This is a genomic window from Kocuria sp. LHG3120, from assembly GCF_049897445.1.
Taxonomy (GTDB): Bacteria; Actinomycetota; Actinomycetes; order Actinomycetales; family Micrococcaceae; genus Kocuria; species Kocuria rosea.
The window spans coordinates 55,609-77,192 of the sequence record NZ_JAFCWG010000007.1 but is presented as its reverse complement, the minus strand read 5'-3'; the positions used below and the strand labels follow the sequence as shown (position 1 = coordinate 77,192).

Below are 21,584 nucleotides of genomic sequence, written 5' to 3'. Positions count from 1 at the left end.
GGGCGTGCGGGGCCCGGGCGGCGGACCGGTCAGAACAGGAAGTAGCGCTGGGCCATGGCCAGCTCCTCGGCGGGCTCGCACGTGGCGATCTCGCCGTCCACACGGACCTCGTAGGTCTGCGGGTCCACCTCGATCTCCGGGGTGGCGTGGTTGTGCCGCATGTCCTGCTTGGTCAGGCCGCGGATCCCGCCCACGGGCAGCACTCGCTTGCGCAGGCCCAGGCGCTCGCCGACGCCCGCCTCGATGGCGGCGCGGGACATGAAGGTGATGGAGTTGGCGTGCGGGGCGGTGCCCTTCGCGCCGAACGCGTCCCGCATCAGCTGCGGCTGCGGGGTGGGGATCGAGGCGTTGGGGTCGCCCATGAGCGAGTGCACGATCTGCCCGCCCTTGAGCACGGCGTGCGGTTTGACCCCGAAGAACACCGGGTCCCACAGCACGAGGTCCGCGAACTTGCCCGGCTCGACCGAGCCCACGACGTCGGCGATCCCGTGCGCGACCGCCGGGTTGATCGTGTACTTGGCCACGTAGCGCTTCAGCCGGGCGTTGTCCCCGCGGCCCGTCTCCTCGGGCAGGGGCCCGGTTCGCCGCTTCATCTGGTCGGCCAGCTGCCAGGTGCGCAGCACCACCTCGCCCACGCGGCCCATGGCCTGGGAGTCGGAGGAGGTCATGGAGAACACTCCCAGGTCGTGCAGCACGTCCTCGGCGGCGATCGTCTCGGGCCGGATCCGGGAGTCCGCGAACGCCACGTCCTCCGGGATGTCCGGGTTGAGGTGGTGGCAGACCATGAGCATGTCCAGGTGCTCCTCCGCCGTGTTCCGGGTGAAGGGCAGCGTGGGGTTCGTCGAGGACGGCAGCACGTGGGGCAGGGCCGCGATGCGGATGATGTCCGGGGCGTGGCCGCCGCCGGCGCCCTCGGTGTGGAACGTGTGGATGACCCGCCCGCCGATCGCGGCCACCGTGTCCTCGAGGAACCCGCACTCGTTGAGGGTGTCGGTGTGGATGGCCACCTGCACGTCGAACTCGTCGGCCACGGTCAGGGCCGTGTCGATCGCGGCCGTGGTGGCGCCCCAGTCCTCGTGGATCTTGAGCCCCACGGCGCCGGCGCGGATCTGCTCCGCGAGGGGCTCGGCGGCGCTCGCGTGGCCCTTCCCGAGCAGCCCGAAGTTCATCGGGTAGCCGTCGAGGGCCCGGAACATGCGGGCGAGGTGCCACGCGCCGGGGGTGATCGTGGTGGCGTTGGAGCCCTCGGCGGGGCCCGTGCCGCCGCCGAACATCGTGGTGATCCCGGAGGACAGGGCCGTGCCGATCTGGTCGGCGCCGATGAAGTGGATGTGGGAGTCGATCCCGCCCGCGGTGAGGATCCGGCCCTCACCGGCGATCACCTCGGTGGAGGCGCCGATCAGGATGTCGACGCCGTCCATGATGTCCGGGTTGCCGGCCTTGCCGATCCCGCTGATGTGCCCGTCCCGGATGCCGACGTCCGCCTTGTAGATCCCGGAGGCGTCGAGCACCACGGCGTTGGTGACCACGGTGTCCACCACGCCGTCGTCCCGGGTCAGCCGCCCGTTGTGGCCCATGCCGTCCCGGATCACCTTGCCCCCGCCGAAGACCACCTCGTCCCCGGGGACCGTGCGGTCGTGCTCCACCTCGAGGAACAGCTCGGTGTCCGCCAGGCGCACCAGGTCCCCGGTGGTGGGCCCGTAGAGGCTCGTGTACTGGGCGCGGGACATCTCGTGGCTCATGCCTGCTCCTTCCCGGGGGCGTCGAGGGGCCCGTTCACCCGGTTCGCGAGGCCGTGGACCTCGCGGCGCCCCGCCAGGGCGACGAGCCGGACGCGCTTGCGGTCGCCGGGCTCGAAGCGCACCGCGGTGCCGGCGGGGACGTCCAGGCGGAAGCCGCGGGCCGCCGTCCGGTCGAACTCGAGGCCGGGGTTGGCCTCGGCGAAGTGGAAGTGCGAGCCCACCTGCACGGGGCGGTCGCCGCGGTTGACCACGTCCAGCTCCGTGGTGGGCCGGCCGGCGTTGATCACGACGGGTTCGGGCCGCAGGACGTACTCTCCGGGGATCACGGGCGCTCCTTCGGTGCCGGGGGCGGGCGGGTCAGCGGATGGGGTCGTGGACGGTGACGAGCTTGGTGCCGTCCGGGAAGGTCGCCTCGACCTGGACGGAGTGGACCATCTCCGGCACGCCCTCCATGACGTCCGCCCGGGCCAGGATCGTGGAGCCCCAGGACATGAGCTCGGCCACGGTCCGGCCGTCCCGGGCGCCCTCCAGCAGCTCGGCGGTGATCAGGGCGACGGCCTCCGGGTGGTTGAGCCGCAGCCCCCGGTCCCGGCGCCGCCGGGCGAGGTCGCCGGCCACGACGACCAGCAGCTTCTCCTGCTCACGGGGTGTCAGGTGCACGGCTCTCCTCGGGACGGCGGGCGCTCAGGGACAGTCGTCACCGTAGGGGCTCCGTGTTTCGGCGAGGTTCACCGGGTGTTTCCGGCACGTGCCCTGGTCACGGTCGCGGACCTGCCCTGCTGCGCGGAGACGACGGTGCCCGGTCCGGCCCCCGTCCGTGCCACGGCGCGGACGGAACTCCGTATGCTCGGGACCGATGGAGAGCGCGGTCCGCCGGGACCGCCCCGGTGCTGGGAAAGGTCGTGCGGCGATGTCCCCCTCGGTGCGCCCGCTCGCGGTGGCGGTGCTGACCGCGGCCCTGGTCACGGGGTGCGGCTCCGGGTTCCCGAAGGACCCGGAGGGAACCCTCGACCGGGTGCGCGGCGGTGAGCTGCGGGCCGGGGTCTCGGAGAGCCCGCCCTGGACGGAGGTCGCCGACAGCGGCCGTCCCTCGGGGGTGGAGGTCGAGCTGGTCGAGGAGTTCGCCGAGCGGATCGACGCCGAGGTCGTCTGGACCTCCGGCGCCGAGAGCCACCTGATCCGCTCGCTCGAGGGCGGCGACCTCGACGTCGTCGTCGCAGGCCTCACCGAGACGTCCCCCTGGGAGAAGCACGCCGCGCTGACCCGCCCGCACACGGAGATCGAGACGGGGGACGGCCGCACCGAGAAGATCGTGCTGGCCACCCGGCTGGGGGAGAACGGCTTCCTCACCGAGCTCGAGACGTTCCTGGTGGAACGGGAGGAGGGGTGATGTCGCAGTCCGGGGCGACGGCCCGGTTCGGGTCCACCGAGCTCACCGGCGCCCAGGCGCGCACCCTGGCGCGTGCGGTGCGCCTGGAGAAGATCACCCTCGGGGTGCTCGCCGTGACCGTGGCCGTCGTGGCGCTCGTGGCCGGGCAGTCCCAGGCCATGAAGGTCGCCTGGATCGAGGACTCGCTCTCGTTCCTGCCGCCCCTCGCCTTCCTCGTGGCGGTCCGCGTCGCCGGCCGGCGCCCCACGCCGCGCCACCCCTACGGCTACCACCGCTCCGTGGGCGTGGGCCACCTCGTGGCGGCGGTCGCGCTCCTGTCGATGGGCGCGTTCCTCGTGGTCGACTCCGGCTCCGGGCTCCTGCGGGGCGAGCGGCCCCCGATCGGGGTCACGAACCTGTTCGGCACGCCGGTGTGGTCCGGGTGGCTGATGGTGGCGGCGATGACGCTCACCAGCATCCCGCCCGTGGTCCTGGGCCGGATGAAGATGAGGCTCGCGGAGGAGCTCCACGACAAGGTGCTCTACGCCGACGCCGACATGAACAAGGCGGACTGGATGACCGGCCTGGCCACCTCGGTCGGTGTGCTGGGCATCGGGATGGGCCTGTGGTGGGCGGACGCGGTCGCGGCGCTCGTGGTCTCCACCTCGATCCTCAAGGACGGGGCCACGAACCTCAAGGGCGCCGTCGCCGACCTCGTGGACTCCCGCCCGACCACCTACGACGACGCCGCGCCGCACCCTCTCCTCCAGGAGATGGAGACCGTGCTGCGCCAGCAGCCCTGGGTGCAGGACGTGGGCGTCCGGGTCCGTGACGAGGGCCACGTCTTCCACGTGGAGGCCTTCATGGTCCCGGCCGAAGGGGTCGTCCCGACGCTCGAGCAGCTCGCGGCCGCCCGGAAGCGCTGCGCGGACCTGGACTGGAAGATCGAGGACGTCGTGCTCGCCCCCGTGACGGAGCTGCCGGAGGACCAGGTCCCGCGCTGACCCGACCCCCGCCCCTGCGCGAGGGGTCTCGTCCCGAGTCCATCCGGGCTGTGTTCCGACAGGCGGCGACCCCTCGGCAGGGATGTGGGTGGAACCGGACCCCTCGGCGGGGTCAGATCTTCAGGTGCACCAGGCTCGGCCCCTCGACCGCGAGCGCCTCGACGACCTTCTCGGCCAGATTCTCCGGGGTGGCCTCGAACCCGACCGCGCCGAAGGCCTCCGCGAGCGCGGGCCAGTCCGGCTGCCGCAGGTCCACGGCGAGTGGGTCGATGTCCCGGTCGGTCATGTTCTGCCGGATCTCGCCGTAGCCGCCGTTGTCCACGCACACGATCGGCAGGTCCACGCCGAGTTCCACGGCGGTCATCAGCTCCTGGATCGAGAACATCAGGGCGCCGTCGCCCACGAGGCACAGCACGGGCCGGTGCGGGGCGGCGAGCTTCGCCCCGATCGAGGCGGGCAGGCCGTAGCCCAGGGTCGCGTAGGTCCCCATGTAGAGCAGGGAGTGCGGGAGCTGGGCGCGGAAGAACGTGGTGGAGCCCAGGTAGGTGACCTGGGAGGAGTCGCCGCCGATGATCGTGTCCTCGGGCACCACCGCCATGATCGTCTCGTTGAGGGCCGCGAGCTCGGGTGCGGTGCGGCGGCCCTCGTCGTCGAGCCGGGCGAAGACCTCGGTGAGGTCGCGCGGGGGGCGCGGGGCGAGCGGGCCGATCGCCTCGAGGAGCTGCGGGACCACGGCCGCGGAGTGTCCGGGCAGCTCGATGTCCGGGTCCAGGTTGCACAGCATCTGGTCCCGCATGATGTCCACGCGCACGACCGGGCCCCGCGGCGTGATGTCCCCGCCCCACAGCTCGGCCTCGCCCACCTTCGAGCCGATCACCAGCAGGGCGTCGGCGCAGCGCAGGAACTCGTGCGCGGTGGACAGGCGCAGGTCGGCGCCCAGCGAGAGGCGGTGCCGCTCGGGGATCGCGCCCTTGCCGTTGGTCGTGGTGATGACCGGCGCCTCGAGCAGCTCGGCGAGCTCGAGCAGCCGCGCGCCGGCGGCCAGCGAGCCGCCGCCCGCGAGGATGACAGGGTGCTCGGCGTCCCGCAGCACCTCGGCGGCGCGGCGCACGTCGTCGACCGGTGCCGGCTGCGGGGCGCCGAGCCGGCGCGGGGCCACCTGCCGGTCGGTGTAGTCGAGCTCCGCCTCCAGGACGTCCAGCGGGATCTCGATGTGCACCGGCCGAGGGCGGGAGTGGGCGAAGTCCCGGAAGGCGTCGTGGACCATGGTCACGGCCTCGGCCCCGCTGGTGACCCGGCGGCTGCGGCCGACGATCGCGTCCACGGCCGCGGACGGGTTCTTCGTCTCGTGCAGCGAGCCGATGTCCCGGAAGTCGTGGCCCACCGGACGGCCGGGGGACAGGATGATCATCGGGCGGGACTCGGCGTAGGCCGTGGCCGCCCCGGACAGCGAGTTGAGCAGGCCCGGCCCGGACGTGGTGATGACGACGCCCGGCAGCCCGGAGACCTGGCTCCACCCGTCGGCGCCGTACGCGGCGCCCTGCTCGTGGCGGGTGGTGACCGCCCGGATGCCCAGCTCGCGCAGCGGGCGGTAGAACTCGAGCGAGTGGGTCCCGGGGATGCCGAAGACGGTGTCGACGCCGTAGCCCCGGAGGGTCTCCAGCACGGCACGGGCGGTGGTCCTGCGGGCGGTCATGAGCGGTCCTCCAAGGGGTGGGGCGGGTGGTGCGGGGCAGGTGGAGCAGATCGGGCCGGGCGGAGTGGGCCGTGCGGCGGACGCCGGCGGTCAGCCCTCCCCGGCGGGCCGGTCCTTGACGTAGAGCAGGCGCTTGTTGACGAACTCGTCCATGCCCAGCGGGCCCAGCTCCCGGCCGTAGCCGGAGCGCTTGACCCCGCCGAAGGGCATCTCGGCGCCCTCGGCCTCGGCGGCGTTGACGGCGGCCATGCCCGCGTCCAGGCCCTCGGCGAGTCGGCGCGCCCGGTCGGGGTCCGTGCTGAAGACCGCCCCGCCCAGGCCGTAGGGGGTGTCGTTGGCCAGGGCGAGCGCCTCCGCGTCGTCGGCCACCCGGTAGACCACGGCCACGGGGCCGAAGAGCTCCTCGTGGTGGGCGGCCATGTCCGGGGTGATCCCGGTGAGCACGGTGGGCTCCAGGTACGCGCCCGGGCCCTCGAGCAGCCGCCCGCCGGCGTGCAGGGTGGCGCCGGCGTCCACGGCGGCCCGGATCTGACGGGCCAGTCCCTCGGCCGCGGCCCGGGAGGACAGGGGGGCGAAGGTCCCGGGGGCGGCCTCGGCTGGGTCGCCCGGGGTCAGCGCCTCGGCCTGGCGGGTCAGCTCGGCCACGAACTCGTCGTAGAGGTCCGCCATGACGATCATCCGCTTGTTGGAGTTGCACGCCTGGCCCGTGTTGCCCATGCGGGTGGCGAAGGCCGCGCGGGCTGACTCGCGCACGTCGTCGCTGTCCAGCACCACGTAGGGGTCGGAGCCGCCGAGCTCGAGGACGACCTTCTTCAGGTTCCGCCCGGCGATCTCGGCGACCTTCGCCCCGGCCCGCTCGGAGCCGGTCAGGGACACCCCCTGGACCCGCGGGTCGGCGATGATGTCCGCGACCTGGTCGTGGCTCGCGAAGACGTTGGCGTAGGCGCCGGCCGGCACCCCGGCGTCGTCCATGAGCTGCTGGAGGGCCAGGGCCGCCCGGGGGCAGGACTCGGCGTGCTTGAGCACGATCGTGTTGCCCAGCACCAGGTTGGGGGCCGCGAAGCGGGCCACCTGGTAGTAGGGGTAGTTCCACGGCATGATCCCGAGCAGCACCCCCACAGGTCGCTTCTGGACCACCGCCCGGCCGCCGCCGGAGGCCGTGATGGGCTGGTCGGCGGCCAGGGCCGGGCCCTGCTCGGCGAAGTAGGCGAAGATCTCGGCGCAGAACGCGACCTCGTCCCGGGCCTCGGCGAGCGGCTTGCCCATCTCCTCGGTGATGACGGCGGCCAGCTCCTCGACCCGTTCGGCGAACAGCGTCCCGACGCGGGCCGCGACGGCCGCCCGCTCCTCGATCGGCAGGGTCCGCCAGGCGCGGAACGCGGCGTCGGCGCCGGCCAGGGCCTCCTGGACCTGGGCGTCGGTGGCGGTCGGGTGCTCGGCCAGGACCCGACCCGTCGCCGGGTTGACGGACCGGTAGGCGGACGGGGCGGTGGATCGGGCGTCGGCGGTCATGGCGGGGTCTCCTCGGGAGTGGTCGGGTGTCGTCGTCGTCGGTGACGTCGTGGTCCCGGGGCGGGGGCCGGGCAGGGGCGGTGCGGGGCTCACGGCTGCATCGCCACCGCCCGCACCGGGGAGCCGTCCAGTCCGCGCAGCCGCAGCGGCAGGACGCTCACCAGCGGGTCCCGCCAGTCGACGGCGTGCAGGTTCGTCAGGTTCTCGACGATCGCCCCGCCCGCTCCCAGGACCGCCGCGTGCACCGCCGGCTCGAGCGGGCCGGTCGAGCCGGCGTCCGGGGTGCGGTCCGGGTTGAGGGTGTCCGTGCCGAGCACGTGCACGCCCGCGGACAGCAGGCGCTCGGCGATCTCCACGTCCAGCACCGGGTGCGCCAGGTAGCGCGGGGTGCCGAAGTGCCGGGACCAGTCGGTGCGGAACAGCACGATCATGCCGGCCCGCACGTCCTCCAGCTGTGCGCGGACGTGCGCCCAGCGGATCACCTCGTGCTCCCGGAGGTCCGGCACGTGCACGATGCGCGCCGGTCCCACCAGGCGGGTGAGGTCGAGCTCGTCCACGGGCGAGCCGCCGTCCACGGTATGCAGCGGGGCGTCCACGTGCGTGCCGCTGTGCGTGCCCAGGTGCAGCTCGGCCACCTGGAAGCCGTCCCGCGGGACGGACGCCGCGAGCCGGGAGTCCACGGCCGGGTCCCCCGGGAAGACCTGCATGCCGGCCTCCACGGGGTGGCTCAGGTCAACGAGGCGCATCGGCGGCCTCCTCCGGCCCGCCGGCCGCGCCGACAGTGCCGACAGCGCCGACCGTGCAGGGTCCGCCGGTCCGCTCGGTCGCGGCGGCCCCGTCCCGCGCCCCGGTCCCGTCCGTCCCGGTCCTCCCCGCCTCGGCGAGGTGGCGCTGGGCCGGCCGGCCCGGCACGATCCGCTTCGCGGCCAGGGCCCAGAGCAGGTAGAGCGCCGCGGAGAGGACGAACGTGGGAATGGTCGCGCCCACGGGACTCGGCAGCACGTAGGTGAGCACCAGAGAGCAGACCGCACCGAGGACCCACACCGCCACGGCGGCGGGGTTGACCCCGCCCCGGTACCAGTACCGGCCGCCGCGCCCGCGCAGGATGTCCGCCGCGTAGGCGCCGCGCTGGACCACGTAGTAGTCCACCAGCATGATCGCGAAGACGGGGATGAACAGCGAGCCGATCAGCACCAGGAACTCGGTGAACTGGTCCAGCAGGCCCAGCCGGGTGGACCCGAGGACCGACACGGCCCCCAGCACGAGCGCCGTGGGCAGGAACCGCAGCCTCCGCGAGGGCGTGAGGTTCACCACCGAGGAGACCATGCCGTAGACGACCATGGTGTTGGTGGCCATCACCGACAGGAAGACCACCACCGCCAGGGGCGCGCCGAAGGCGGCGACGAGCACCGTCGGGTCGAACCCGACCGCCTCCCCGCCGTCGAGCACCACGTAGGCGACGGCGGTGGCCCCGAGGCTCATGGCCGCGACCGTGGACAGGACGTACCCCGCACCGGAGCCGATCATGCCCGCGGACTGCCGGCGGGCGAGCCGGTTGAACTCCGCGGAGAGCACGGTCCAGGAGATGGCCGTGGCGATGACGACGTCGAGGACCGCGATGGGGGACCAGCCCGCCCCGGGGTCCACGGGCAGGGCGGCGAAGTCGGCCACGGGGTAGGACGTGAACGCCACCGTGAACACCCAGGCCATGATGCCCAGGATCACCACCGCCAGCCACGGCTCCACCCGGGCGATGCCCTCGTGGCCGAGGACGGCCAGCGCCACGACCAGCGCCTGGCAGAGCACCGAGAACAGCACCGGGTTCGAGTAGCCGGTCGCCTGCGCCACGAGGAAGTTCACGGTGACGCCGGCGAGCATCGCCTGCACCCAGCTCCAGCCCATGAGGATGACAACGTTCGCGGCCACCGGCAGGAAGGACCCGCGCAGGCCGAAGGAGCCCTTGGTCAGGGACATGGTGGCGAGACCGGTGCGGGTGCCCATGTTCCCCACGAGCACCAGCACCGCCCCGCCGATCAGCGTGCCCAGGACGATCATGGCCAGGGCCGTGGGCCAGGACACCCCGGGCACGAACAGCGTCCCCGTCAGCAGGGTGGTCACCACCAGGTTCGCCGCGAGCCAGATCATCCCGATCCGGCCCGCGCCCAGCGTGCCGCGCAGCGGGCCGTAGCCCTCGGAGTTCTCGTCCAGGTGGTCCGAGAGCCGGGACCAGGCGCTCACGGGCGGGCCTCCGCGCGGTCGGCGCCGGAGCCCGCGAGGCGCTCGTTCCACTGCCGCAGCACCCCGGCGTGCGTGGGGCGGGACAGCAGCGAGACCACCACGTAGACCAGTGCGGAGCTCGCCAGTCCCAGGTAGATGGGGGCGTTGGCCAGCACGCCGAAGACTGCCATGGACGCCACGGTCACCACGGACCCGACGAGCATGGACAGGGCCGCACCGAGGCTCGTGCCGCGCCGCCACAGGAGCCCGCCGAGGATGGCGACGAGCAGGCCGCCCACCAGGATGTCGTAGGCGATGGTCAGGGCGGTGACGGTGTCCGAGACGAAGATCGAGATCACCGTGATCACCACGCCGAAGACGAGCACGTAGATCTGGTCCCCGCGCAGCGCCTCGGCGGTGCCCTCCGGGGCGGGGGCCGCGTGCCGGGTGAGCAGGGACCTCAGGGTCGGCACGACGTCGACGCGGGCCACCGTGGCCGCGGCGATGAGCGCGCCCGAGGCCGTGGACATCATGGCGGCGACCCCGGCCGCGAGCACGATCCCGCCGAGCCCGGCCGGGACGTACTGCTGCGCCATCGTGGCGAACGCGTCGTCCGGGGAGGAGAGGTCCGGGGCCACGGCGGCGGCCGTCATCCCGATGACGGCCCCGGCCACGCCGTAGAGCGCCACGTAGGCCGCGGAGGCGAGCCCGCCCCAGCGGGCGACCTGCGGGGAGCGGGCGGTGAAGACGCGCTGCCAGATGTCCTGGCCGATCAGCATGCCGAAGCCGTAGACCACGAACTGGGTGACGATCGCCTGCGTGCCCATGCCGTCCCAGGTGAAGAACGTGGCGTCCAGCCGGTCCTCGAGCCCGGTCCAGCCGCCCGCCGCGGAGAGGGAGAACGGCAGCAGGACCAGGAAGATGCCGACCGTCATGAACACGAACTGCATCATGTCCGTGAGCGTGATCGACCACATCCCGCCGAGCACGGAGTACGCCACGACCACCACGCCGCCGAGCAGGATCGCCCACGACCGGTCGAGCGGGAAGAGGACCGAGAAGATCGCGGCGTACGCGGAGGTGGAGGTCACCGAGAGCATCACGGTGTAGGCCAGCATCACGAACGAGGACGCCTTGGCCCCGCCGCGCTCGCCGTAGCGCAGCTGCAGCATCTGGGAGACGGTGAACACCTTGAGGGACTGGATGCGGCCGGCGAAGAACAGGCTCAGCGCGGCCAGGCCGGTGGCGATCGCCACCACCAGCCACATCCCGGAGATGCCGTAGGTGTAGCCGAGGCCCACCCCGCCCACGGTGGACGCGCCGCCGAGGACCACCGCGGCCATCGTCCCGGTGTAGAAGCCGGGGCCCAGGCGGCGGCCGGCCACCCGGTAGTCCTCGGCGTCGTGGGCCCGGCGGCTGGCCCAGAGCCCGACCGCCACCATGGCGACCAGGTACAGCACGATGATCAGCACGTTCATGGGTGTCGCTGCTTCCTCGGGGCGCGGGCGCCCACGGGGTCGATCGGGAGCCTCCCCGGAACGGGGTTGCTCTACAAGAAACAAAAGTTGTCCCACATAGTATGATGCAGATCATGTTTTGGGAACGGGTCCGGGTCGTGACGGGCGGGTAAAACCGTCCGGGAGGAGGCGTCGTCGTCGTGAAAGCACTGCCCATCGAGAGCTCCGGGCACACTGCCGCCGTGGGGTCGCGGCTGCGCAACCACCGGCGGCGCAGCCACATGACCATCGACCAGCTCGCCTCCGCCGCGGGCCTCACCAAGGGCTTCGTCAGCCGGGTGGAGCGGGACATCACCTCCCCGTCCGTGGACTCCCTGGTGCGGATGTGCCAGGTGCTGCGGATCGACGTGGGCGCGCTCTTCGCCGGGCCCGCCGACGTGGAGCTGGTCCGGCTCGAGGACGCCCCGCACATCGACCTCGGCGGCGAGGGCATCGAGGAGCAGCTCGTCACGCCGTCGGCCCAGCGCCAGGTCCAGGTCATCCGGGCCCGCGTGGCCGCCGGGGGCCGGGGCGAGGACGCGATGTACAGCATGGACTGCGAGACCGAGGTGCTGCACCTGATCAGCGGCCGGTTCCGGCTGCACGTCCCGGACCGCACCTTCGACCTGGCGGCCGGGGACACCGTCACCTTCCCCGGCTCCGAACCGCACACCTGGGAGAACCCCGGCACCGAGGACGCCGTGCTGCTGTGGATCCTCGGCTCGTGAGCCCCCCGCCCGGCCCGTCCGCCGCCCCCGCCGGCACCCCCGTCAGCACCCCCGTCAGCATCCACCGAGAGGACCGCACACCATGAACCCCGAGCGCATCACCGGCACCACCCCGGACGGCGCCCCCGTCGTCGGACCCGTCAACGCCGCCCTGACCCCGCGCTGGGCGGGGCTGGGCACGTTCGCCCGCCTGCCGCGCACGGACGAGGTCGAGCACACGGACATCGCGGTGGTGGGCGTGCCGTTCGACGCCGGCGTCTCCTACCGGCCCGGCGCCCGGTTCGGGGCCAACCACGTCCGGGAGTCCTCGCGCCTGCTGCGCCCCTACAACCCCGCGCAGAACGTCTCGCCGTTCGCCGGGGCGCAGGTCGCCGACGCCGGGGACATCGTGGCCAACCCCTTCGACATCCCCGAGGCGATCGCCTCCATCGAGGCCCAGGCCAAGGAGCTCATGGGCGAGGACACCCGGCTCGTGGCGATCGGCGGCGACCACACCATCGCCCTGCCGCTGCTGCGCGCCGCCCACGCGCGCCACGGCGAGGTCGCGCTGCTGCACTTCGACGCCCACCTGGACACCTGGGACACCTACTTCGGCGCCGAGTACACCCACGGCACCCCCTTCCGCCGGGCGTTCGAGGAGGGCCTGCTCGACACGGACGCCGTGTGCCACGTCGGCACCCGCGGGCCGCTCTACGGCACCGAGGACCTCGACGACGACGCCCGCTTCGGCTTCGGCATCGTCTCCTCCGCCGACGTCATGCGGCTGGGGGTGGACGCCGTCGTCGCGCACCTGCGCGAGCGCGTCGGCGACCGCCCGCTCTACGTCTCGCTGGACATCGACGTGCTGGACCCGGCCCACGCCCCCGGCACCGGGACCCCCGAGGCCGGCGGCATGACCAGCCGGGAGGTGCTCGAGATCCTGCGCGGGCTGCGCGGGACGAACGTGGTCGGCTGCGACGTCGTCGAGGTCGCCCCGGCCTACGACCACGCCGAGATCACCGGGGTGGCGGCCGCCCACGTGGCCTACGAGCTCATCAGCCTCCTCGCGCTGGGACCCGGCGCGGCGCCGGGCGGACCCGCCTACGGGCTGGCCGGGCACGTCTACGGGGACGCCGTCCCGGCGCAGGCCCCGGCGGGGGAGGGCCGGTGACCGGGGGCGCGGCCGTGGCCCCCCGGCCCGACCACACCTCGCTGTTCGCCCACCGCTCCGAGGGGTTCCGCCCCTCCCCGGTCCGGGCCGTGTTCGAGATCGCGATGCGCCCCGGGATCATCTCCCTGGCCGGCGGCAACCCGGACATGAGCGTGCTCCCGCACGACGTGGTGGCCGCGATGTCGGCGCGGATCCTCGCCGAGCGCGGCCCCGAGGTGCTCCAGTACGGCTCCGGGGCCGGGATCGGGCGCCTGCCCGGGCTGGTCGTGGAGCTCATGCGCCTGCAGGGCGCGGAGACCACGCCGGACACGATCCAGATCACCGCCGGGTCCCAGGCGGGTCTCGACCTCGTGACCAAGCTGTTCTGCGACCCGGGGGACGTGGTCGTGGCCGAGGGCCCCACCTACGTGGGGGCCCTCGGCGTGTTCGGCAGCTACGAGGTCGAGGTCGCCCACGTGGACGTCGACGACGACGGACTGGACCCCGAGGCGGTCGCCGGGCGGATCGACGGGCTGCGGGCCGCCGGCCGGAGCGTGAAGTTCGTCTACACCATCCCGAACTTCCACAACCCCACCGGGGTGACCCTCACCGAGGAGCGGCGCCGGCGGCTCGTGGAGGTCTGCGCCGACCGCGGGGTGCTCATCCTCGAGGACGACCCGTACGCGCTGCTCGGCTTCGACCGCGCCCACCGGCTCCCGTCCCTGTACTCGCTGGACCCGGGCACCGTGATCCACCTGGGCAGCTTCTCCAAGATCTTCTCGCCCGGGCTGCGGGTCGGCTGGATCGCGGCGGCGCCGGCGGTGCGGGCCCGGCTGCAGATCGCGGCCGAGGCCGTGACCATCCACCCGTCCGTGCTCGGCCAGGAGCTCGCCGCCGAGTACGTGGCCAGCGAGCACTGGCGGCCCGCCCTGGACCGAGCGGTGGACCTGTACCGCGCGCGCTGCGCCGCCATGATGACCGCCCTCGAGCGGTTCATGCCCGAAAGGGTGCGCTGGACGCGTCCCGCCGGCGGCTTCTTCACGTGGCTGGACCTGGACCCGGCCCTCGACCACGGGGACCTCCTGGGCCGGGCCATCGGGCACGGCGTGGTGCTGGTGCCCGGCGGCGCCTGCTACGCGGACGGGCGCGCCTCCACGAGCCTGCGCCTCGCCTACTCCGCGGCCTCGCCGGAGGACATCACCGAAGGGGTCCGGCGGGTGGGGGAGATGCTGCGCGACTGACCTGCTGGGCCGCGGCGCCGCCCCGGCCCTGCGCCTCCCCCGGAGCTGGTGCGGTGTCCCCGGGAGGGGCGATACTGACCGCATGAGCGAGGAGCGGGCCGGGGGACTGTGGTCCCGCGCCCAGGGGAGCGGGCCGGGGTTCGTCCTGCTGCACCCCGGGGGCACGGACTCCCGGGCCCTGGACCCGCTGGTCGCGGAACTGGCCGGCCGGTACCGGGTGATCACCCCCGATCAGCGCGCGCACGGCCGCACCCCCGACCGGGAGGGCCCGCTCTCCTACGCGGCGATGGCCGAGGACACGATCGCCTTCCTCGAGGAGGAGGCCGGCGCCCCGGTGCACCTGCTGGGGTACAGCGACGGCGCCGTCGTCGCCCTGACCGTGGCGCTGCGCCGTCCCGACCTGGTCCGGGACCTGGTGCTGGCGGCGGGGGTGCACCACCGCGACGGGTGGGAGCCCGGCGTCCTGGCGGGCGAGGCGGAGGTGCCGGCCTTCATGGTCGACGCCTACGCGGAGGTCTCCCCCGACGGGCGCGAGCACTACGGCGAGGTCGCGGCGAAGCTGCGGCGGATGCACGAGGAGGGGCCGGTCTTCACGGACGCGGACCTGGCGGGCCTCGACCTCCCCGTCCTGGTGCTCGTCGGCGACGACGACGAGGTGCGGCTCGAGCACGCCGTGGCCGCGTACCGCGCTCTGCCCCACGGGGAGCTGGCCGTGGTCCCGCACGCCTCCCACGGCGTACTGGTCGAGAAGCCGCAGCTGTGCGCGCGCCTGATCACCGACTTCCACGCCGCCGACAAGCCGGCCACGTTCGCCCCGAGACGGCGCCGGCCGGGATCCTGACGGAACGGGCCCGACGGGGCGTCGCCGTCGGGCGGACGGCCCCGACGGAGCACCGGCACCTCCGCGGCGGACGCCGGATCCGGTCCCGTTCGTGACGATCCCGGTCCGCCGAGTGGACCGGGGACTGAGGGTAGCCTAACCTCTCCTCCGGGGGATTCCCCGATCATTCACATGTCCTCGGCGGGCGCTCTGTCCAGGGACGTCGACCTGAGGTGGTTCTGTGCGCGCAGTTTTCCGGGTAGCGGCATCGACGGGTGCCGTCGCCGTTCTCACGTTGTCCGGGTGCGGTTTCAGCGGCGGGGACGGAGGGAGCGAGCAGGCGGCGGATACCGGCCAGCGGATCGTGGTGGACAACTTCCGTGCACCGGTGGCCGACTGGGCCCTCGAGAGCGACGCCGCCTACATCCTGTCCCTGTCCGGTTGCCTGGAGACCCTGACCCGCTACGACGAGGTCCAGGGGGAGATCGTCCCGGCCCTGGCCGCGGAGTGGGACCAGGTCTCCCCCACGGAGTGGGACTTCACCCTGCGGGACGGCGTGCAGTTCCAGGACGGCACCCCGCTCACCGCCGACGCGGTGGTGACCTCGCTCCAGAACGTCCTGGACGCGGAGGTCCCGGCCCGGGCCTTCAGCCCGGCCGTCGTCAGCGGCGTCGAGGCCGTCGACGAGCGCACGGTGCGGGTCACCACTCCGGAGGAGAGCCCCCTGGTTCCCTACCGGCTGGCCGGTGTCAACACCGGCGTGCTGGCCCCCGCCGCCTTCGAGGGCGGGGCGGTGGACCCGTTCGGGCACTGCACCGGGCCGTTCACCCCGGTCTCGGAGCAGCCCAAGCAGTCACTGACCCTGGACCGGAACGAGGACTACTGGGGCGGACCGGTGCAGCTCGCCGGGGCCGAGGTCCGGTTCATCACGGACGGGGCGACGCGGGCGACGCAGGTGCAGACCGGCGAGGCCGACGTCTCCCTGTCCATCCCCGTCGCCAACCTGTCCGCGCTGGAGGCCGATCCCGGCGTCGAGGTCCTCAAGGCCGAGTCCCCGCGGACCGCGACGCTGTACATGAACAACGGCAGGGCGCCGTTCGACGACGTCGACTTCCGCAGGGCCGTCCGCTCCGCACTGGATCTCGACGCCCTGGCCGGCAGCGTCTACGAGGGCGCGGCCCTGCCGAGCACCGGGCCCTTCGCTTCGTCCGAGCCCTGGGCGGGCGAGGAGGCCGAGACGCCGCAGCAGGACGTGGCGGCGGCGAAGGAGCTCCTGGACGCCGCCGGCTACACCGCCGAGCGGCCGCTGGAGATCATCGCGATCGTGGAGCGGGCCGAGTTCGCCGACGTGGCCACCGTCATCCAGGAGAACCTGGAGAGCGTCGGCGTCCCCGTCACCATCACGACCAAGGAGTACGCCGCGGTGGAGCCGGACCTGCTGTCCGGGGACTACGACATGGTGCTCAGCCAGCGCAACCGCCTGATCGACATCGCCGACCCGATCGGGTTCCTCACCGCCGACTACACGTGCGAGGGCAGCTACAACCTCAGCCACTTCTGCGACGAGGACTACGACGCGCTCATCGCCCGGGCCGCCGGGACCGCCGACGCCGAGCAGCGCTACGAGCTGTACGCCCAGGCCGGGAAGATCCTCGAGGACCAGGCCGTGAACGTCTGGCTGGTCAACGAGCAGGCCATCGACGCGGTCCGCACCGACCTGCAGAACTACGTCCAGGACCCGCTGTCCCGGTACGTGCTGCGCGCGGAGACGACGAAGTCCGGCTCGTGAGCACGACCGGCAGCCGCAGAGCCCCGCGAGCGCGGGGGCGTCGATGACGGCGTTCCTCGCCAGGAGGACGGCGACCCTGGGGGTCACCGTCCTGCTGGCGTCCTTCGTGGTGTTCCTCATCCCCTACGTCACCCCGGGGGACCCGGTGCGCAAGATCATCCGGTCGCGGGTGGCGGGGGAGGTGGTCGACGACGCCGCCGCCCAGGGGCTGGCGCTCGAGCTGGGACTCCAGGACCCCCTCGCGGTGCAGTACCTGCGCTGGCTCGGCCGGCTCGCCGGCGGTGACCTGGGCCTGTCCTACGCCAGCCGGACACCGGTGATCGAGCAGGTGCTGCCCGCCCTGTGGATCACCGTGAGCCTGGTGGTCGTGAGCCTCGGGGTGGCGGCCGCGGTGTCCGTGGTGCTGGGGGCCGTGGCCGCCCTGCAGGAGGGGCGCCCGGCCGACCGGGTGATCACCACGGTCACCCAGGCCTTCATCGCGATGCCCGAGTACTGGCTGGCCCCGATGCTCGTGCTGGTCTTCGCGCTGCAGCTGTCCCTGCTGCCCTCCGCCGGGTGGGAGGGCCCCGCGTCCGCGGTCCTTCCGGTGGCGGTCCTGGCCCTGCGCCCCATCAGCTACTTCACCTCGGCGGTGCGCGAGGGGATGCTCGAGGCGCTGGGCGCCGAGCACGTCGTCGCCGCCCGGGCCCGGGGACTCAGCCACCCGCAGGCGGTCTGGCGCCACGTGCTCCCCAACGGTCTGCTGCCCCTCACCACGCTGGTGGCCGTGTGGTTCGCCGGTCTGCTGGGCGGGTCCGTCATCGTGGAGGTCGTCTTCGCGATCCCCGGCATGGGGAGGCTGCTGTTCGACGCCGTCCGCAACAGCGACATCCCCCTCGCCCAGGGCGGCGTGGTGGTGGTCGTGGGACTGGCGGTCGTCCTGACGACCGCGGCGGATCTGGTGCACGGCATCCTCAACCCCCGGATCAGGGGGCGTCATGCGTGACCGGCCCGTCCTGGTCCGGGCGGCGGCGGCGCTCCTGGCCCTGATCGTGCTGTCCGTGGTGTTCTCGCCCTGGATCGCACCGTACCCGCCGGCAGCCCAGGACCTCACGGCACGGCTCGCCCCGCCCGGCCCGGCGCACTGGCTGGGGACGGACCACCTGGGCCGGGACACCCTGAGCCGGCTGCTCGACGGCGGCCGGTTCTCCCTGGTGACCGCAGCTGTGGCCACCGTGCTGACCGCTGCGATCGGCACGGGGATCGGGGTGCTGAGCGCCCGCCGCCGGGGGTGGGTGGACGAGCTGCTCACCCGGACCAACGACGTCCTGCTGGCGCTGCCGGAGATGGTGGTGGCCCTGTTCCTGGTCGCCGTGCTGGGTCCCGGCCCCCTGTCCCTGCTCCTGGCCCTGACCGTGACCGGCTGGACGCCCTTCGCCCGGCTGGCCCGGGCACTGGCCTACGACGTCTCGGCCCGCGGCTTCGTCGAGGCCGCGCGTGTCCTGGGGTGCTCGCCGTCCTTCGTCGTCCTCCGGCACATCCTGCCGCACCTGTCCGGGCCCCTGCTCGGGCAGGCCGCCCTGCGGTTCGGCCAGTTCCTGATCACCGTCGGCGCCCTGTCCTACCTGGGGCTGGGGGTGCAGCCGCCGCAGTCGGACTGGGGGGCGATGCTGGCCGCGGCCCAGCCGTACGCCGTCCGGGCGCCGGTGACGGTCCTCGCCCCGGGCCTGGTGGTCTTCACCGTTGCGCTGTGCGTGACCCTGATCGGCCAACGGCTGGCGCACATGAGCAGCACCCGCATGCTGCTGCCGGCATCGTCGCGGACGGAACACGATGTCTGAGCGCCTCGTCGTCGAGGGCCTGCACCTCAGCCACCGGCCGGGCGCGGACGGCGCCGCTGGCCGCCCCCTCCTGTCCGGCGTCGACCTCACCGTGGCTCCGGGGGAGTTCGTGGCGCTGGTGGGCGCCTCCGGGTCGGGCAAGACCCTGACGGCCATGTCCGTCCTGGGCCTGCTGCCCCCGCAGGTGCACCGGGACGCCGGGACGATCCGGCTGGGTGACACCGACCTCGCCCGGGCCGGCGAAGCGGAGCTGAACCGTGTGCGCGGCGGCCGGATCGGCATGCTCTACCAGCAGCCCCAGCGCATGTTCAACCCCCGCCGGACCGTCGGCGAGCACCTGCGGGAACCGCTGACGCTCCATGCCGGCCTCCGCGGCACGCAGGCTCGTGCACGGACGCTGGAACTGCTGGCCGAAGTGGGGTTCGAGGACCCTCGGTGGTGCGCCCGGGCACGTCCCCACCAGCTCTCGGGCGGCATGGCCCAACGGGCCATGGTGGCCCTGGCCCTGGCCGGTCGCCCCGGACTGCTGCTGGCCGACGAGCCGACGTCGGCCCTGGACACGGTGCTCGAGCGGCAGATCCTGGAGCTGATCGACCGCGAACGGCGCGACCGAGGGCTGGGGGTCCTCTACATCACCCACAACCTGGCCACCGTGTCCGCCTACGCCGACCGGGTCGTGGTGCTGGACGCCGGGCGCGTGCAGGAGTCCGGGCCGGCCGGCACCGTGCTCAACGATCCGCGCAGCACGTGCACGAAGGCCCTCCTGGAGGCATCTGCCCTCACCCCCACCGGGACTCCGCCCGCCACCGGCGGGGCGCGCCCCCTCGTGGTGCTGGACGACCTCACCAAGCGCTTCGGGCCGAGGCGGCGGGAGGCCCGTCCCGCGGTGGACCGGGTGTCCCTCGACCTGCGGGAGGGCGAGATCCTCGGGGTGCTGGGCCAGTCTGGCTCCGGCAAGAGCACGCTCGCCCGGTTGGTCGTCGGACTCGAGGCACCGGACAGCGGACGGGTCACCAGCACCCCGGGCGCCGACCGCGCCGGCTCCGGCGCGGCGGCCTCGCACGTGCAGCTCGTCTTCCAGGACCCGCACGACTCCTTCGATCCCCGCATGCCGCTGGGCACCAGCCTCGAGGCCCCCCTCCTGCGGCACCGGAACGGAACGCCGGAGCAACGGCGTGCGAGCATCCACGAGGTGGTGCGGGAGGTGGGACTGGAGCCGGAGCTGCTGGACAGGCGTCCCGGCCAGTGCTCCGGAGGCCAGCTGCAGCGGCTCACCATCGCCAGAGCACTGCTGCTGGAACCGGCGGTGCTCATCTGCGACGAGGCCACCTCGGCCCTGGACGCGGTGACCCAGCGCACCGTTCTGGACCTGCTGCTGCGCCTGCACCGGGACCGGCGCCTGTCGCTGGTGATGATCTCCCACGACCTGAGCGTCGTCCGCTACATGAGCCACCGGGTCGCGGTGCTCTTCCGGGGCCGCCTGGTCGAGCTCGCGGAGACCTCCGAGCTCTTCGCCCGACCGCGCCACGAGCACAGCAGGCAGCTGGTGGCGGCGGCACTGCCCCAGGTGTGCGCGATCCTGGACACCCACCGCCTGTCCGAGGAGCAGCTCGATGCCCTTCCGTGACCACCGGGCCGAGACGCGCACCCTGCTGGGCGCGCAGCTGGTGTTCAACCTCGGCTTCTACGCCGTGGTGCCCTTCCTGGCCGGAGCCATGGGCACCGAGTACGGCCTGGGCGCCGCGGCCATCGGACTGGTGCTGGGAGCCCGGACCTTCAGTCAACAGGGCATGTTCCTCATCGGCGGCATGCTGGCCGACCGGTGGGGTGCCCGCCGGGCCGTCCTCACCGGCTGCCTGGTGCGCATCGTCGGCTACGCCACGCTGGCGGCGGCGTCCGACTTCGCCCTGTTCCTCCTGGGCGCGGTGCTCACCGGTGCCGGGGGCGCCCTGTTCTCACCCGCCCTGGAGTCCCGGCTCTCCCACGCCGACCAGCCGGCGGGGACGGAGGGCCCGGGCCGCCGGACCGGCCGCCGGCGGTCGGTGTTCGTGTGGCTGGCGATCACCGGAGAGATCGGCGCCGTCCTGGGCCCGGTGCTGGGGTCGTTCCTCCTGGGCTGGGGATTCGACGCGGCCCTGTTCCTGGGGATCGGGGTGTTCACCGCGGTGACGGTCCTGCTCTGGTACCTGCTCCCGGCCGAACCGGCCCACCATCAGCCGGACCGAGACGCCGCGTTGCCCGCCGCGGCGCCCTCCGCGGCCGGCCCCCGGTGGGCCTGCCTGCGGGATCGGCGCTTCGTGACGTTCTGCGCACTGGCCGGGATGAAGATGCTGGCCTACCACCAGCTCTACTTCGCCGTGCCCGTCGAGCTGGGCCGGCGAGGCCTCGACGGTGCCTGGCTCGGCGCGCTGTTCCTGCTCGCCTCGGTCCTGACCCTGCTGCTGCAGCTGCCGGTCTCCGCCGCCGGTCTGCGCATGGGCCCCGGCGCCGCCCTGGCGGTCGGCTTCGTGCTCGAAGCCGGCGCGTTCACCCTGGTCGCCGCGACCTCGATGCACCCCGGGACCGCCTCCGGCTCGATGGCGCCGCTGATGGGCGCCGTCGCCGTCCTGATCCTGGGCCACATGCTCCTGACCCCCACGATCCTGTCCCTGATCCCGTCGTTCGTCCCGGCGCACGGACCCACCTCGGGGCGGGGCGCCTACTACGGGCTGGCCGCCACCTGCGGCGGCATCACCGTGCTGGCCGGCAACGCCGTGCTCGGGCAGCTGCTCGATCTCACCGACCGGCACCACTGGTGGCCCGGCACCCCCTGGGCGCCTCTGGTCGTGCTCGCGCTCCTGGCCGCCGCGGGCCTGCCGACCGTGCTCCGCGGCCACCGCACCGCCCGGCCCGCCGACGCGCCCTCCACCACGGCACCGGCTCGACGAACCCGCTGACGACCGGCGGCCGCGGGGCCTGCTCCTCGGCAGGGGACGGGGCTCCGCAACGGCGGCGGGAACCTCGCGCACCGGCGCCCCACTG

At 73.6% G+C, this 21,584-nt stretch carries 19 protein-coding genes; 11 read left to right on the top strand and 8 right to left on the bottom strand.

Annotated features, from left to right (window positions below):
* Positions 1-29 precede the first annotated feature (29 nt).
* Genes ureC through ACP7CD_RS14205 form a run of 3 tightly spaced genes read right to left on the bottom strand, consistent with a single transcriptional unit; the run spans position 30 to position 2,402 of the window.
* Positions 30-1,742 (bottom strand): urease subunit alpha, encoded by a 1,713-nt coding sequence (ureC, locus tag ACP7CD_RS14215; RefSeq protein ID WP_426120474.1) that lies wholly within the window; start codon positions 1,740-1,742, stop codon positions 30-32.
* The gene (locus tag ACP7CD_RS14210) at positions 1,739-2,068 is read right to left on the bottom strand and encodes an urease subunit beta (protein ID WP_426120473.1); all 330 of its coding nucleotides are present in this window, start codon (positions 2,066-2,068) and stop codon (positions 1,739-1,741) included. Before ACP7CD_RS14210 ends, ureC begins: the two co-directional genes overlap by 4 nt.
* A 31-nt stretch (positions 2,069-2,099) precedes the next feature.
* Positions 2,100-2,402: an urease subunit gamma gene (locus ACP7CD_RS14205; RefSeq protein WP_017834798.1), complete on the bottom strand. Its 303-nt coding sequence runs from the start codon at positions 2,400-2,402 to the stop codon at positions 2,100-2,102.
* Between the two features lie 250 nt (positions 2,403-2,652).
* On the opposite strand from ACP7CD_RS14205, the gene ACP7CD_RS14200 reads away from it, so the two are divergent.
* On the top strand, positions 2,653-3,132 hold the full coding sequence (locus tag ACP7CD_RS14200; protein WP_017834804.1) for a substrate-binding periplasmic protein: 480 nt from the start codon (positions 2,653-2,655) through the stop codon (positions 3,130-3,132).
* A complete protein-coding gene (locus tag ACP7CD_RS14195; protein ID WP_426120471.1) occupies positions 3,132-4,115 on the top strand; it encodes a cation diffusion facilitator family transporter in 984 nt (327 codons plus the stop codon). The genes ACP7CD_RS14200 and ACP7CD_RS14195 overlap by 1 nt, the downstream gene beginning before the upstream one ends.
* 112 nt (positions 4,116-4,227) lie before the next feature.
* Here the strand turns inward: ACP7CD_RS14195 and ACP7CD_RS14190 are convergent, their stop codons facing one another.
* The 5 genes from ACP7CD_RS14190 to ACP7CD_RS14170 form a co-directional block, all read right to left on the bottom strand.
* On the bottom strand, positions 4,228-5,811 hold the full coding sequence (locus ACP7CD_RS14190) for a thiamine pyrophosphate-binding protein (protein ID WP_426120470.1): 1,584 nt from the start codon (positions 5,809-5,811) through the stop codon (positions 4,228-4,230).
* Between the two features lie 90 nt (positions 5,812-5,901).
* A complete protein-coding gene (locus ACP7CD_RS14185) occupies positions 5,902-7,323 on the bottom strand; it encodes an NAD-dependent succinate-semialdehyde dehydrogenase (RefSeq protein WP_426120469.1) in 1,422 nt (473 codons plus the stop codon).
* An 89-nt stretch (positions 7,324-7,412) separates the two neighbouring features.
* Positions 7,413-8,069 (bottom strand): cyclase family protein, encoded by a 657-nt coding sequence (locus ACP7CD_RS14180; protein WP_426120468.1) that lies wholly within the window; start codon positions 8,067-8,069, stop codon positions 7,413-7,415.
* Positions 8,056-9,561, bottom strand: coding sequence for a purine-cytosine permease family protein (locus ACP7CD_RS14175; RefSeq protein WP_426120467.1), 1,506 nt, complete (start codon positions 9,559-9,561; stop codon positions 8,056-8,058). Before ACP7CD_RS14175 ends, ACP7CD_RS14180 begins: the two co-directional genes overlap by 14 nt.
* Complete coding sequence (locus tag ACP7CD_RS14170; RefSeq protein WP_109221321.1) at positions 9,558-11,018, bottom strand: sodium:solute symporter; 1,461 nt, start codon at positions 11,016-11,018, stop codon at positions 9,558-9,560. The genes ACP7CD_RS14175 and ACP7CD_RS14170 overlap by 4 nt, the downstream gene beginning before the upstream one ends.
* A 179-nt stretch (positions 11,019-11,197) precedes the next feature.
* Between ACP7CD_RS14170 and ACP7CD_RS14165 the strand changes: the two genes are divergently transcribed.
* The 9 genes from ACP7CD_RS14165 (at position 11,198) to ACP7CD_RS14125 (ending at position 21,499) form a co-directional block, all read left to right on the top strand.
* On the top strand, positions 11,198-11,764 hold the full coding sequence (locus ACP7CD_RS14165) for a helix-turn-helix domain-containing protein (protein WP_017834812.1): 567 nt from the start codon (positions 11,198-11,200) through the stop codon (positions 11,762-11,764).
* An 82-nt stretch (positions 11,765-11,846) separates the two neighbouring features.
* The gene (gene speB, locus ACP7CD_RS14160) at positions 11,847-12,914 is read left to right on the top strand and encodes an agmatinase (RefSeq protein ID WP_095651209.1); all 1,068 of its coding nucleotides are present in this window, start codon (positions 11,847-11,849) and stop codon (positions 12,912-12,914) included.
* On the top strand, positions 12,911-14,134 hold the full coding sequence (locus ACP7CD_RS14155; protein ID WP_426120465.1) for a PLP-dependent aminotransferase family protein: 1,224 nt from the start codon (positions 12,911-12,913) through the stop codon (positions 14,132-14,134). The genes speB and ACP7CD_RS14155 overlap by 4 nt, the downstream gene beginning before the upstream one ends.
* Before the next feature lie 82 nt (positions 14,135-14,216).
* Entirely contained in the window at positions 14,217-14,975 is a 759-nt protein-coding gene (locus ACP7CD_RS14150) for an alpha/beta fold hydrolase (protein ID WP_426120464.1), read from the top strand.
* Between the two features lie 346 nt (positions 14,976-15,321).
* Positions 15,322-16,743 (top strand): ABC transporter substrate-binding protein, encoded by a 1,422-nt coding sequence (locus ACP7CD_RS14145; RefSeq protein WP_290467576.1) that lies wholly within the window; start codon positions 15,322-15,324, stop codon positions 16,741-16,743.
* A 43-nt stretch (positions 16,744-16,786) separates the two neighbouring features.
* Positions 16,787-17,728 (top strand): ABC transporter permease, encoded by a 942-nt coding sequence (locus tag ACP7CD_RS14140; protein ID WP_095651207.1) that lies wholly within the window; start codon positions 16,787-16,789, stop codon positions 17,726-17,728.
* Entirely contained in the window at positions 17,721-18,563 is an 843-nt protein-coding gene (locus ACP7CD_RS14135; protein ID WP_095651206.1) for an ABC transporter permease, read from the top strand. The genes ACP7CD_RS14140 and ACP7CD_RS14135 overlap by 8 nt, the downstream gene beginning before the upstream one ends.
* On the top strand, positions 18,556-20,190 hold the full coding sequence (locus ACP7CD_RS14130) for an ATP-binding cassette domain-containing protein (RefSeq protein WP_426120463.1): 1,635 nt from the start codon (positions 18,556-18,558) through the stop codon (positions 20,188-20,190). Before ACP7CD_RS14135 ends, ACP7CD_RS14130 begins: the two co-directional genes overlap by 8 nt.
* Positions 20,177-21,499: an MFS transporter gene (locus tag ACP7CD_RS14125; RefSeq protein ID WP_095651204.1), complete on the top strand. Its 1,323-nt coding sequence runs from the start codon at positions 20,177-20,179 to the stop codon at positions 21,497-21,499. Before ACP7CD_RS14130 ends, ACP7CD_RS14125 begins: the two co-directional genes overlap by 14 nt.
* The last annotated feature ends 85 nt before the right edge of the window (positions 21,500-21,584 follow it).